This is a genomic window from Clostridium paraputrificum (assembly GCF_900447045.1).
Classification (GTDB): Bacteria; Bacillota; Clostridia; order Clostridiales; family Clostridiaceae; genus Clostridium; species Clostridium paraputrificum.
On record NZ_UAWH01000014.1, the window covers coordinates 709,665 to 723,640 of the forward strand.

The 13,976-nt window shown below is 30.9% G+C and carries 15 protein-coding genes; 12 read left to right on the forward strand and 3 right to left on the reverse strand.

Annotated features, from left to right (window positions below; genetic code table 11):
- The first annotated feature begins 7 nt into the window (after positions 1-7).
- The 4 genes from DR024_RS08325 to DR024_RS08335 all read left to right on the forward strand — a co-directional run bounded on the left by DR024_RS08325 (position 8) and on the right by DR024_RS08335 (position 2,203).
- Complete coding sequence (locus DR024_RS08325; RefSeq protein ID WP_111918504.1) at positions 8-457, forward strand: hypothetical protein; 450 nt, start codon at positions 8-10, stop codon at positions 455-457.
- A gap of 77 nt (positions 458-534) precedes the next feature.
- A complete protein-coding gene (locus tag DR024_RS18140; protein WP_271815177.1) occupies positions 535-660 on the forward strand; it encodes a hypothetical protein in 126 nt (41 codons plus the stop codon).
- On the forward strand, positions 653-1,420 hold the full coding sequence (locus DR024_RS08330; RefSeq protein WP_027099528.1) for a flagellar hook-basal body complex protein: 768 nt from the start codon (positions 653-655) through the stop codon (positions 1,418-1,420). The genes DR024_RS18140 and DR024_RS08330 overlap by 8 nt, the downstream gene beginning before the upstream one ends.
- Before the next feature lie 12 nt (positions 1,421-1,432).
- A complete protein-coding gene (locus DR024_RS08335) occupies positions 1,433-2,203 on the forward strand; it encodes a flagellar hook-basal body complex protein (RefSeq protein ID WP_027099529.1) in 771 nt (256 codons plus the stop codon).
- 275 nt (positions 2,204-2,478) lie between these two features.
- Here DR024_RS08335 and DR024_RS08340 read toward each other — a convergent pair whose 3' ends face one another.
- Positions 2,479-4,122, reverse strand: a complete 1,644-nt coding sequence (locus DR024_RS08340; protein WP_099327784.1) for a putative manganese-dependent inorganic diphosphatase — start codon at positions 4,120-4,122, stop codon at positions 2,479-2,481.
- Positions 4,123-4,453: 331 nt separating this feature from the next.
- On the opposite strand from DR024_RS08340, the gene DR024_RS08345 reads away from it, so the two are divergent.
- Positions 4,454-7,003 (forward strand): calcium-translocating P-type ATPase, PMCA-type, encoded by a 2,550-nt coding sequence (locus tag DR024_RS08345; RefSeq protein ID WP_027099531.1) that lies wholly within the window; start codon positions 4,454-4,456, stop codon positions 7,001-7,003.
- Between the two features lie 66 nt (positions 7,004-7,069).
- Here DR024_RS08345 and DR024_RS08350 read toward each other — a convergent pair whose 3' ends face one another.
- Both DR024_RS08350 and DR024_RS08355 read right to left on the reverse strand, forming a co-directional pair.
- On the reverse strand, positions 7,070-8,341 hold the full coding sequence (locus DR024_RS08350; protein WP_027099532.1) for a DUF4317 domain-containing protein: 1,272 nt from the start codon (positions 8,339-8,341) through the stop codon (positions 7,070-7,072).
- A gap of 182 nt (positions 8,342-8,523) precedes the next feature.
- Positions 8,524-8,937, reverse strand: a complete 414-nt coding sequence (locus DR024_RS08355; protein ID WP_027099533.1) for a hypothetical protein — start codon at positions 8,935-8,937, stop codon at positions 8,524-8,526.
- Between the two features lie 229 nt (positions 8,938-9,166).
- Between DR024_RS08355 and DR024_RS08360 the strand changes: the two genes are divergently transcribed.
- From DR024_RS08360 to hypB, 7 genes are read left to right on the forward strand one after another with little or no spacing between them, the layout of a single operon-like run.
- A complete protein-coding gene (locus tag DR024_RS08360; protein WP_027099534.1) occupies positions 9,167-9,400 on the forward strand; it encodes a HypC/HybG/HupF family hydrogenase formation chaperone in 234 nt (77 codons plus the stop codon).
- Positions 9,397-10,467, forward strand: coding sequence for a hydrogenase formation protein HypD (gene hypD / locus DR024_RS08365; RefSeq protein ID WP_027099535.1), 1,071 nt, complete (start codon positions 9,397-9,399; stop codon positions 10,465-10,467). The genes DR024_RS08360 and hypD overlap by 4 nt, the downstream gene beginning before the upstream one ends.
- 14 nt (positions 10,468-10,481) lie before the next feature.
- Complete coding sequence (gene hypE / locus DR024_RS08370) at positions 10,482-11,483, forward strand: hydrogenase expression/formation protein HypE (protein ID WP_027099536.1); 1,002 nt, start codon at positions 10,482-10,484, stop codon at positions 11,481-11,483.
- Between the two features lie 16 nt (positions 11,484-11,499).
- Positions 11,500-11,880, forward strand: coding sequence for an NADH-quinone oxidoreductase subunit C (locus DR024_RS08375; protein WP_027099537.1), 381 nt, complete (start codon positions 11,500-11,502; stop codon positions 11,878-11,880).
- A gap of 14 nt (positions 11,881-11,894) precedes the next feature.
- Positions 11,895-12,977 carry a hydrogenase large subunit gene (locus DR024_RS08380; protein WP_111918506.1) on the forward strand — a complete coding sequence of 361 codons (1,083 nt, stop codon included), beginning with the start codon at positions 11,895-11,897 and terminating at the stop codon, positions 12,975-12,977.
- The gene (hypA, locus tag DR024_RS08385) at positions 12,978-13,319 is read left to right on the forward strand and encodes a hydrogenase maturation nickel metallochaperone HypA (protein ID WP_027099539.1); all 342 of its coding nucleotides are present in this window, start codon (positions 12,978-12,980) and stop codon (positions 13,317-13,319) included. It abuts the gene before it with no gap.
- Position 13,320: 1 nt separating this feature from the next.
- Positions 13,321-13,971 (forward strand): hydrogenase nickel incorporation protein HypB, encoded by a 651-nt coding sequence (hypB, locus tag DR024_RS08390; protein ID WP_027099540.1) that lies wholly within the window; start codon positions 13,321-13,323, stop codon positions 13,969-13,971.
- The last annotated feature ends 5 nt before the right edge of the window (positions 13,972-13,976 follow it).

Consider the following 13,976-nt stretch of genomic DNA (forward strand, 5'->3'; position numbering starts at 1 on the left):
TGGAAATATGCCATTTATATTGATAGTTATAGGAGTTATTTTGGTGGTTTTAAACTATAAAGCTCTAAAAAAGGATGAAAGTTCCTTTAGTGATGTGTTAAAATACAAACAGAAAGATATGACAGAAGTAGAAGTAGAGATAGGAGCTATAAGAAGAGATATAGCTGAAAGCTTAACAGAACTTCAAAAAGAAATTTTAGAGATTAAACAACATATTAATTTCAATAATAATGTAGAAGATATTAAAGAAAACTTAGAAATAGACGAAGAATTAATTAGTAATAATTTAACTTCTATAGATGAAGAAGTGGATGTAATAAATGAAATAGATAATAAGAATAAAACAGAGGTCATAAGAGAATTAATTAGTTTAGGACTTAATGATGATGAGATTTGTGAAAAACTTTCTTTAGGTAAGGGGGAAGTATTATTAGTAAGGAATTTATACAAAAAGTAAAGGAAGTATTTAACTTCCTATGTGATAAAAAGATCCTTATAGGAATTGGAATAGGCCTAATATTAGGTACAAGCCTTATGTTTACATATAAATATAGTAATTCAATGACTGATGCTAAGATAGAAGAAAAAGCTAGAGGTCTAGGTATGCACACTAAGGATGAGTGTAAGGTGTTTTTTAAAGGGGATGAGAAAAATGATTAGAAGTTTATATACAGCTGTTTCAGGAATGATATCATTAGAGAGCAGGCAAAGTACAATAACTAACAATATGTCTAATGCCAATACAATAGGTTATAAATCTGAAAACCTAGCTATAAAAAGCTTCGATGAAGTATACATACAAAATAAAGATAAGATTGCTGCAGGTAAAAATGTTCCTCAAAGATTAGGGGCATTAAGTTTAGGAGCAGAAATAGATACTGTAGAAACTGCATTTACTCAAGGTGCGCTTAAAGATACTGGAAAGGTTACTGATTTTGCAATAAGTGGAAGAGGATTTTTTACAGTTCAAAGAGGTAATGAAAGACTTTATACTAGAGATGGTAACTTTCTAATTGGAAATGATGGTTTTTTAACAACTACTACAGGTGATAAGGTCTTAGGAGTAAATAAGTATACAGGAAATATGGAACCTATATATGTTGGAAATGATAATTTTTCTATTGATAGAAATAATAATATTTCAGTAGGTGGAGTTGCTACTCATTCATTAGCACTAGCTGATTTTCAGGATTATGGAAATTTGGAAAAGATGGGAGATAATTACTTCAGAGGAGAAAATCCAATGTATAATACAGTAGTTACTGTAAGCCAAGGATTTGTTGAAGCATCTAATGTTAATATTACAAATGAAATGGTAAATATAATTACAAATCAAAGAAGTTTTGAAACAAATCAGAAATTTGTATCAATGCTAGATGAAACTTTAAATAAAGCAGCAAATGATATTGGAAGAGTATAGGAGGACTAGGAAATGCTTAGAACAATTTGGACAAGTAAAACAGGATTAAATGCTCAACAAGTTAAATTAGATACAATAAGTAATAACCTAGCTAACTCTGGGACAATGGGATATAAGAGAGTAGATGTAGGCTTTAAGGATTTACTTAATGAATCTTTAGACAGAAAAGGATATCCGGTAAATGATAAGGATGCATCTATGGGAACAGGAGTAAGAACTACAGAGTGGTATAGAGATAATACTCAAGGATTCTTAACAGATACAGGACTTCCAACAGATCTAAGTATAGATGGAGAAGGATACTTTAGATTAGTTCAACCAGATGGATCATATGTTTATACTAGGGATGGTGCATTCCAAGTTGATAGTATGGGAAGACTTGTTGATACTAGAGGAAATAAAGTTTATATAGAATACATAAATGGTAGAAACGAACAAAACACTGCATTAAACGCAAGAAACCTTTTAATTGATACAAAAGGTGGAGTATATAATAAAGAAGGAGATACCTTTATTAAGATTGGAAATATTCCTTTATATACAGCAGTAGGAACAAATGCTTTTCAATCAGTAGGTGATAATTTATTCCTTCCAGTAGGAGATGCTAATGTTCAAGTATCAACTAATGCAGAAATGTATCAAGGATTTTTGGAAGGTTCTAATGTAGATGTTGCTACAGAATTTACAGATATGATTGTTACTCAAAGAGCATTTCAATTAAGCACTAAAGCAATGGAAAGTGCTGATGAGATGTGGGGAATGATTAATAATATGAGAAGATAAGATTGAAACTTTAGCTATGCTAAAGTTTCTTTTTAATTACTTTAGTACGAGAGGGATGGATATTTGTTTCCATGTGACATGGAGCTTTTGATGGAACAAACAAGATAAATTATCCACACCACCTTTTTGTTCAAAATAATTAGGATAACTTGGGCCAAAAAAGAAATGTTTAAATATTGTTTTAAATATATAAATATATAAATATATAAATATATAGTAAAAATGCGGGCTTGGATAGATTTTAAAAGATAAAAAAACTGCCATGAGGCAGTTTTTTACATTGTAGATATTACGTTTGTTAATGGTGGTATAACTTGCTTCTTTCTTGAAAGAACTCCAGGTAAGAAAGCAGTTGATGCTTCTAAAGTAACACTGAAAGTCTTTTCAACTATTTCAGGCATTCTTCCAGCTACTAAAATTTGAGAACCTTCATTTAGTATGTCAGTTAGAAGAAGCATTACCATGCTGAAGGAATTTTCTTCAGCTTTTCTTTCCATATACTTTAGCATATCTTCTTTTAAAGGCATAAATCCTTCGATATCCATAGTGTTAACTTGAGCAACACCTATTTTTACTTCACCAATTGTAAATGGCTTGAAGTCTTGATTGAAGATTTGTTCAACTGTCTTTCCTTGTAATGAAGTACCAGCTTTGAACATTTCTTTAGCAAAAGCTTCAACATCATTTACTCCAGCAATTTCAGCTAATCTCTTGCAGATGTGCTTATCTTGTTCAGTACAAGTTGGACTTCTGAATAATAATGTATCAGAAATTAAAGCACCCATTAATAGACCAGCAGCCTTCTTAGAAGGTCTTATACCATTTTCAAAGAAGCACTTAGCAACTATACTTGAAGTACTTCCAAGAGGTTCGTTTCTGAAGTAAATTGGGTTGTTTGTTTGAATATCAGCAACTCTGTGGTGGTCGATGATTTCTAAGATTTCAGCTTCATCTAATCCATCTACAGATTGACCTCTTTCATTATGGTCAACTTGAATTACTTTCTTCTTATGGTTAGAAATTAAATGATATCTAGAAATTAAACCTACTACCTTACCATCTGAATCAGTAACAGGGTAGCTTCTATATCTAGTTTCACTCATTTCCTTCTTAATATCTTCAACTAAGTCATCAGTTGAGAAAGATACTATGTTTTCTGTAGCCATAACATATCCTACAGGTATACTTTGAACTATTAATCTTGAAGCTGTAAATGAATCATGAGGAGTGCTTATGATACATACTCCATTATTCTTAGCTTTTTCAAGTAATTCATCAGATACATTATGAGAACCTGTTATTATAACTAAAGAAACCTTAAGATCAATTAAAGCTTCTTGAACTTCAGGTCTATCACCAACTATAGCAATATCGCCTTCTTCAATTAATCCCTTCATGCTTTCTGGTTGCATAGCAGCAACACAAATCTTTCCAGGGAATTTTGGGTTGTTACCATGGATGTATAATTCCTTTGCAGATAAAGTATCAACTATATTATCTATAGAAGTATTACTCTTATCTAGGATAACATTATCCCATATATCCATATATGAAGAAGTTAAGTTAGATACAGATAGCATACCTAATAAATGATCATTTGAATCAGCTACAGGAAGAGATTGAATGTTCTTATCTCTCATAATGTTCCAAGCCATCTTTAATGATATCTCAGGTGTAACAGGGTTGATATTATCTATCTTTAAATCTTCAACTTTTAACTTTACAGTTTCTAAATATTCAGGAGCTTCTGCACCAAAGTAATCTAAGATGAACTGAGTTTCTCTGCTAACATTACCTAATCTAACAGGTATAGCAGGAATTTCTCCAGTTTTGTTCTTAAATTCAGCATATGCGTAAGCTGCACAAATTGAATCTGAATCTGGATTTTTATGTCCAGTTACATAAACTACGTTTCTCAAAACTATTCCTCCTTTGACTTAAAATTTTACTATTATATTTTAAAGCTAAACACGAAAAAAGTAAAGAAAAGAAGAAAATAGAGAAGTATAGCAGAAAACATATTTATTAATGAAGTATTTCACAATATAAAAAATATATTGAATCTAAGATATGTGACCTTAAGCAGGTATTCACTATTTAGATAGTATAAGAGAACATTCAATTAATATGATAGTTCTTTTATTAAAAGAAAGTTCATAACAACCTTTAACTTTATTATGTTTTCTTGTGTTCTAACTTCAGTAAAGCAAAATATATATAATATAGAGTTTTGTTTAAGGAGGAAAAAGGGTGATACAGGAAAAGACAATAGTTCCGGGGTTAACAACACGAGAAGCAGAGAAGAGAATGAAAAACTTTGGATTAAATGAAATACAGCATAAAAAGAAAGCTTCACCAATAATGATTTTTTTATCTCAATTTAACGATTTTATGGTATGGGTATTATTAGGTGCCACCATTATTTCAGGTATTATGGGAGATACAGCAGATGCTATTACAATTATAATAATCGTTATAGTAAATGCAATTTTAGGATTTGTACAGGAATTTAGAACTGAAAAGTCTTTAGAAGCTTTGAAGAATCTAGCAGCACCAACTTGTAAGGTGTTTAGAGATGGAGGATTAAAGGTAATTAATTCTGCCTATCTAACAATAGGGGATGTTGTTGTACTTGAAGCTGGAGATAGAATTCCAGCAGATGGAGAATTCCTTGAAGGATCATCAATAATGGTAGATGAATCATTATTAACAGGGGAATCAGTTGGAGTTTCTAAGGATACAAATAAGAAAGAAAAGCGCAGTGGATATATGGGAACAACAATGCTAAAGGGAAAAGGATTATTTACAGTAACTAGTATTGGAATGGACACTGAAATGGGTAAGATAGCAAATCTTTTAGATAATATAAAAGAAGAAAAATCTCCTTTAAAAGAACGATTAGAATCATTAGGAAAAATATTAGTTGTTTTATGTCTTGTAATTTGTGCAGTTGTTACTATCTTAGGAATTATTAGAGGAAATGATATAACAGAGATGTTCTTACTTGGAGTAAGTTTAGCTGTAGCAGCAATTCCAGAGGGATTAGCAGCTATAGTAACAGTTTCATTAGCACTTGGAGTTTCTAGAATGCTTAAGAGAAATGCATTAGTTAGAAAGCTTCCAGCTGTAGAAACATTAGGATGTACATCTGTTATTTGCTCTGATAAGACAGGTACCTTAACACAAAATAAAATGACTGTTAAGGAAGTATACCTAAATGGAAAGATATGTGAACTTGATAAGGAAAAGCTTACAGATTATACAATGTTAATGAAGTCACTAGTATTATGTAATGATTGTAATTATGATTTTAATGTTAAAAATATAGATAAAGCATTACATGGTGATCCAACAGAAACAGCATTAGTAAAACTATTCTTTAAGGATACAAATCTTCTTAAAGCTTTTGTTGAAAAATCTGAGCGTGTATATGATATACCTTTTGATTCAACAAGAAAGATGATGTCTGTTATTATGAGGGAAAATGGAAAAGAATGTTGCTATGTTAAGGGGGCTCCTGAAAGGGTTATAGAAAAATGTTCTTATATATTAGAAAATAATAAGATTAAGCCTCTAACATATCAAAAGAAGAAGCAAGTAGCTTCATTTATTGAGGCAATGTCTTCTAGAGCATTAAGATGTATTGCAGGTGCATATAAGGATGAAAATTTAACTAGGAGTGAAAAATTAGAAGATGGATTGATATTCATAGGTGTTGCAGGTAGCATAGATCCACCAAGAGCTGAGGCTAGAGATGCTGTTCTTAGATGTAAGCTTGCAGGTATTAAGCCAGTTATGATTACTGGTGATCATAAAAATACTGCTCTTGCAATAGCAAAATCTTTAAACATATGTAATAACGATGACCAAGTTGTAACTGGTGAAGATATAGAAAGCATGACAGATGATGAACTAAAGAAGAAAGTTGAAAAGATAAGGGTTTTTGCTAGGGTATCACCTGATCATAAGCTTAGAATTGTTAGGGCATTTAAAAGAAATAATAATGTTGTAGCAATGACTGGTGATGGTGTTAATGATGCTCCAGCTATTAAGGAAGCTGATATTGGAATATCCATGGGAATTTCAGGAACAGATGTAACTAAGGAAGCATCATCTATGATACTTATGGATGATAATTTTGCAACTATTGTATCAGCAGTAGAAGAGGGAAGAGTTATATATGATAATATCAGAAAGTTCATAAGGTACTTATTATCATGTAACTTAGGTGAAGTATTAACAATGTTCTTAGCATCTTTACTTACATTACCTAATCCTCTTTCACCAATTCAGATTTTATTTGTAAACTTAGCAACTGATGGTTTGCCTGCTATAGCTTTAGGGGTAGATCCTGCAGATAAGGATATAATGAGGCAAGCTCCTAGAGATAGGAAAGAAGGAATATTTGCTAGAGGGTTAACTGAGAAGATTTTAGTTCGTGGTTCATTAATTGGTATTTGTACTTTATTATCTTTCATGGTTGGAAGATATTACGGAATGAATTTAGAGACTTGTAGAACTTTAACATTGGCTACATTAGTAATGTCACAATTGTTCCACGTGTTTGAATGTAGGTCAGAAAGACATTCCATTTTTGAAATAAAGTTATTCACTAACTTATATTTAGTTGGTGCAGTATCTTTTTCTATAATAATGTTAGCGGCAATATTATATATACCTTTCTTACAAGGCATATTCCATACAGTACCTTTAATGATTAATCAATGGATGATTGTATTATTCTTCTCTGGAATAATAGCATTTATAAATAGTATTTATTTGTTTATAAAAACAAAATAATTGTAAGGAATAGAATGAGAAAAAGCAAATCTTATTTTTAAGATCTGCTTTTTCTATTTAGGTAACTTAAATTAAATCATCCACTCCATTAACTGTAGCTTGTTCATTTTCATTGATAGGAATGATTATGCACTTTTGTCCATCTATTATTTCAGATTTTATTTGAGGTACTTTTTCAGGCTTTACTTGAAGTATAACATCATAGTCTGGATTACTTTCTTCTAAGTTAGCATTTTCCTCATCATTATCAGCAGCAACTTCTTGCTTAACTTCTTCAAGTCTAGTTTGAAGAATTGCTACTTGTTTTTCTAGATGTTCTTCCTTTTTTCTTTGTTCATTTGCCTTAAGTACCTTTGCATCAATTAAATTTTCTGCTAAAGGAAGGTCATCACCAAAGCTTTCAACATAAGATTCTTCTATTTTTGTGGTTACCTCCTCAGGAACTCCACTTTCTATTAAAAGGTTTTGAATGTCTTTATTGGTTAGAGTTTTTGGTTCACTATCTGTATCCTCATATATGGAATTATGTTCTTCAATCATAGCGCTTAGATTATCTTGTACTTCCATAAAAATTTTATCAGCTTTTTCTTCATCAGCATCAAGTGAATCTTTAATAATTGATTGGAAAGTTTCTTTTTGTATAGTGGCAGTTTGCTTTGAGGAGCAACCTAAAGCATCCTCCATTAATTCAGGATGCGGATCCTTAGCATTTTTTGTGTAGTACATTACAGAGTTAACGTCTGTACTACGATCAATGAAAGCAGGGAAGACAAAGCCATTAGTTGGAGGGGTAACAACCCAATCTCTAATACGTGCCTTAATTTTATGCTCATCCTCATAGTATCTAAGACCAGGTTCAGAAAGTGAAACTGGACAGATTGCACAAAGTACATATTCATATACTTCTTCAGATTCATCTAATTTTAAATTATCTTTGGTTTTAGTTATAACATCATAAGCGTCGTGGAAAACAAGTATTAAAAAGTTACCAGTGTAATCATAACTATCTATGATAGAGTTATAAAAATCATCAAGAATAGAGTCATCTTTTAATTTACTATTCTTAAGCTGCATAAGAGAAACTTGTTTTTCATTTATAAGATCTTCATTAAGTGGAAAGTTTAATTCTAAAATGTTATTTCCAATAGTTCCAGATAGAACCTTTCTAGCTATTTCTAAAAATTTAAAGTAATCATCTTCTTCTAAATTTAGAAATGTTTCTCTAAATTTTAAAATTACATTTTTCTCTCCATTAACATAGCAACCACACATTTTAGTAAAGGTGCAATAATCCTTCTTTAAACGCTTTTTTAATTCAAGTATATCTTTTTTTCTCATCTACAAACCCCTCGTTTTACTATTTTTAATATCAGGAAAGTATAAAATTTTAATTAGCTATAAATCAAATGTATTATTATATTTTAATATTATAAAATATAAAATCAAGGATAATAATTTTATATTTTCCTTACCTTTTTTATTGCTTTTTCGAGTAAAAAAGAGCACCATTAAGTGCTCTTTTACTTATATCTCATTTTATTAACTTGTTGTCTAGACTTCTTTATTTGAGAGTGGTCTATTGGAATTAGATCCCTTTTAGCAGTTAAGTTAATGATGTTTTGAATTTGAAGTATGTCAGCATCCTTCTTACCTTTAACTCCCTTAAGTCCCATAAGCATAATCTTATGTCCCATAGCTAAAGGAATGAAATCAACCTTTTTAAACCAACGCCATTTTTTGTATCTAGCTTTTATAATTGATTTTCCTACTTCTGGCTTCACAACTAAATCACAAACTAATTTATGAATTAAAATAAAGTTTTTTTCTTCAACTTTTACAGATACAACTGTACCACTCGCACTTGCTATTCTATCCCCATATTTTTCAAAATATGAATCTTGAAAATACTTATTAAACTTATCTTTAAAACCCATGACTAATCTCCTTTTATAAATAATATGAATAATTCCTATAAATATATCTGTATTATACCATACATTTATTTTTTGTAAAATAATAAATCAGTAATCGTTTTAATAAAATTAAAAATAATAATTGTGTAATAAATAGAGAATATTATAAAAATTCTTACAAAAACTTTAAGAAAGGCAAAAAATGTGATATTATGAAAATATGTAAAAAAATACAAGGTGGAATATGGAAATGTGCTTGGGTTTAGTTATGAAAGTAATAAGTATAGATGATAAAGAAGCTTTATGTGATTATTTAGGAAATAGAAGAAAGATAAGAATTGATGTAATAAAAGATGTAAGCTTAGGAGATTATTTGCTAATCCATGCTGGTTTTGCAATAAGCAAGTTAAGTAAAGAAGAAGGAGAGGAACGTTTAGATATTTTTAAGGAGCTTCAAGAAAAGATTGGAGAAATAAGCAAATGAATAAGAGATTAATTTGGGAACTTAAGGAGGAGCTAGATAATATAGAAGGTACTATGACATTTATGGAGGTATGTGGTACTCACACTATGGAAATTGGAAAAATGTCTTTAAGAAATTTCCTGGGAAATAAGGTTAAATTAATTTCTGGTCCAGGTTGTCCTGTATGTGTAACTCCAAGTTTGTACATAGATTATATATATTCCTTAGCTTTAAATAAGAATATATCAGTAATAACTTATGGTGATATGTTAAGGGTTCCTGGGACAAGCCCTTTAATATCTCTAGAAAGGGCAAGAGCTTTAGGTGGAGATATAAGAGTAGTATATTCATCAGTAGATGCCATAGAAATAGCTAAAGAGGAAAAAAATAAGAATTTTGTGTTTTTAGGTATTGGTTTTGAAACAACAATACCATCTACCTGTGTCTTATTAGAAGAGATAATGAATAAAGATATTAGAAATCTATTTGTTTTTTCAATGCATAAGAGAGTTGAACCTGTAATGGAGACAATTATGGAGGATAAAGAACTTAAATTAGATGGATTCCTTTGTCCAGGTAATGTTGCAGTTATATTAGGAGAAAGAGATTTTGAATTCATTAAAGAATATGGACAATTAGGGGTAATAGCTGGATTTAAAGAGGATGAAATTATAGAAGCTATTATACAGCTTATAAGGAATAAGGGGAGTAAAAAAATAATTAATTGCTATAAAAGCTTTGTAAGTAGAGAGGGAAATATTGTAGCAAAAGAGTTAATTAATAAATATTTTAAAGAATCACAATCATTATGGAGAGGGCTTGGAAATATAGATAAAAGTGGATTGGTTTTAAAGGATGATTATAAAGAAAAAGATATATTAAATAAGTTTCCTTTAGATGAAGAGTTAAAGCTAATTACTAGGAGTAAAGAAAAGTATGTATGTAGATGTGGAGAAGTACTAAAGGGGAGAATATTACCTTGTGAATGTAGCTCTTTTAAAAGAGTGTGTACTCCAGCATTCCCTATAGGACCATGTATGGTATCAAGCGAGGGAACTTGCGCAGCATATTACAAGTATGAAGGTTAATAGAGGTGAAATTTATGGAAGATGTAATTACTCTTTCTCATGGTAGTGGTGGAGAGCAAAGTGAAAATTTAATAAAGAATGTAATATTACCTAAGGTGGGTAATAGTAAATTGAATATACTAGGGGATGGTGCAAGCTTGAGTTTGAAAGGAGAAATTGCCTTTTCAACAGATAGTTTTGTTATTAATCCTCTTTTTTTCGTGGGTGGAGATATAGGGAAGCTTGCAGTATGTGGAACTTGTAATGATCTATTAATGTGTGGAAGCATTCCTAAATATCTAAGTTTAGGATTAATAATTGAAGAGGGATTAAGTGTAGAAAATTTAAATAGGATAATAGAATCTTTAAGTGAAACGGCGAAGATAGCAGGAGTAGAAATAGTAACTGGAGACACTAAGGTAGTTGAGAAGGGACATGGAGATGGAATATTTATTAATACTTCTGGAATAGGTATTAAAGTGGAAAAGTTAAGGTTAGGAAAAGAAAGAATTAAGCCTGGAGATAAGGTGATAGTAACAGGAAACATAGGGGATCATGGTATATCCATTATGTGTGAAAGAAATAACTTTTTTCAAGGAGCAGTAAAATCAGATTGCGCTTATTTATATCCATTAGCTTCTATAATATTTGAATATGGTGACAAAATTAAGATTTTAAGAGATCCAACAAGGGGAGGAGTGGCAACAACACTAAATGAATTTGTAGATGGAACTAATTATTCTATTGAAATTAAAGAAGAAAGATTACCTTTTAGTGAGGGCGCTTTAGGAGCTAGTGAGATATTAGGTATAGATTTATTATACGCGGCAAATGAGGGAAAGGCTTTAATAGTTGTAGATGAAAGCATTGCAGAGGAACTTGTAGAAAAGCTAAGAAAGGTGGATTTAGGTAAGAAGGCTTCGATTATAGGAGAGGTTGTCTCTTATGAAAAGGAAAAAGTATTACTTAAAGGACCTTTAGGAAGTAGGAGAATTTTAAACAAATTGTCTTCAGATTTATTTCCAAGAATATGTTAAGAAAGAGGTGAGAAGAATGCATGACTTTAATGGGATTGAAATTAAAAAAGAAGACCTGCTAGATAGTGTTAAAGCTATGTATAAGGAAAAACGAAGGCTGGTTATGATTAATGGTTACATTAATGAGAATAGGGAAAATGTAATTGCGTATAACTTTGATGTTAATGGCGATATAACAACTTACTTAGTAAAAGGGGAAGAGATACTTCCATCAATAACTCCCATTTATTCAGCTTCAGCAAGGTGGGCAGAAGAGGAAATAGAAGAAATGATGAATATGAAGTTTGATGGGTTAAATAGGTCTGGTAGATTATTCTTACCAGAAGAATTTAAAGATGGTGAAGGACAAATATTAGTTATGCCATTAAGTGAATTAAAGAAATATAAGGATAAATAAAAGGGGTGAGGTAAATGAGTTATGTTGTACCTTTAGGGCCTTATCATCCAGCGTTAGAAGAGCCTGTTCATGTAAAGCTTTTTACTGAGGGGGAAGAAATTAAGAACGCAAAGGTTTATATAGGATATAACCATAGAGGAATTGAAAAGTTATGTGAAGAAAGAAACCATATTCAAACAATTACACTTGTTGAAAGAGTATGTGGTATATGTTCTCATTCTCATACTTTAGCTTATTGTTTAGCTGTAGAAAAGATAGCAGGAATGGAAGTTCCTAAAAGAGGAGATTACTTAAGGGTAATTACATGTGAGCTTGAAAGACTACATTCCCATTTCTTATGGTTAGGTTTGGCTGCCCATATAATAGGGTTTGATTCATTGTTTATGATGTGTTTTGAAAAGAGAGAGAAAATAATGGACATGTTAGAAACACTATCAGGAAATAGAGTTAACTATGCAATGAATATTATAGGTGGTGCAAGAAGAGATATTAATGATGAAATTGAAAAGGATTTAAGAGAGAAGCTTAGCATTTTAAAAGAAGATTTTAAAGCTATATTCGATATTTATGCTAACGATAAAACTGTAGCATTAAGAACTAAAGGAGTTGGAGTTCTAACAAATGAAGATGCCTTTATATATGGAGCTTGTGGACCACACGGAAGAGCATCGGGAATGAAGGATGATGTTAGAAAGGTTGATCCATATTGTTCTTATGATGATTTCGATTTTAAAGCTATAGTTCAAGCAGAAGGAGATGTATTCTCAAGAGCTGTTGTTAGATTACTAGAAATAGAAGAGAGTATAAAAATAATTGAACAAGCCTTATATAATATTCCAGATACACCAATTAACTTAGGTATGAAAATGCCAAAGGTTCCAAAGGGAGAGTATTTCTCAAGAATTGAAGCACCTAGAGGTGAGGTATCATACTATGTTGTTTCTAATGGTGGACAAACTAATGGAAGAGTAAATATACATGTACCAACTTTTAAAAATGCAGCTACTGTACCAGTTATGCTTAAGGATAATACTATAGCAGATGCAGGTTTAATAGTTGCAAGTATAGACCCTTGTTTCTCTTGTTTGGATAGATAGATGCATGAATTGTCAGTTACTGAAGGTATCTTAAAAATATGCAAAGATGAGGAAAAAAAGAATAACTTCAAAAGCATAAAAGAAATAAGAATAAAGGTTGGAGAATTAACAGGGTTAGTACCTAGCTGTATAGATTATTATTTTAATGTAATAAGTAAGGATACAGTAGCAGAAGGTGCAAAGTTAATTGTAGAAAAGCTTCCAATAAAAATTGAGTGTAGAGAATGCTTATATGAAGGGGAAATACCTAAGGGAAATTATACTTGTCCTAAATGCAATTCATATAAGATAAAAATAAAGAATGGCAAGGAATTTTATGTAGACAGTTTGGAGGTTGAGTAATATGGAGATTAAGGTTGTTAAACAAATTATGGAGTGGAATGAAAATTGTCATAAAGAACTTCAAGATGAATTGAAAGAAAAGAAGGTATTTATGATTAACATAATGGGTTCTCCAGGAGCAGGAAAAACAACATTTATATTAGGGTTAATAGATGAACTTAAAAAGTCAGGAATTAAAGTAGGGGTTATTGAGGGTGATATTGCAGGTAAAATAGATGCAGAAAAAATGGCTGAAAGAGGAATACCTGTAGTTCAATTAAATACAGATGGAGCTTGTCATATAGAAGCTATGTCTATAAAGAACATACTTCCACAATTTGATTTAGACCATTTAGATATTATCATTATTGAAAATATAGGAAATCTTGTTTGCCCAGCAGAGTTTGATATAGGTGAAAGCCTTAAGGTAGCTTTACTAAGCATTCCAGAAGGTGATGACAAGGTTGAAAAGTATCCATTAATGTTTACAAGAGCAGATGCTTTAGTATTAACAAAGTATGACTTAATAAATTATTTTGAATTTAATGAGGAAAGAGTAGAGAAGAATGCATTAATAAGAAATGATGAGCTTAAGTTATTTAAGGTAAATTCTAAGAATGAAGATGATATAAAGGAATTTAAAAATTGGCTTATTTCTAAAATTGAGGAATAGGGGGA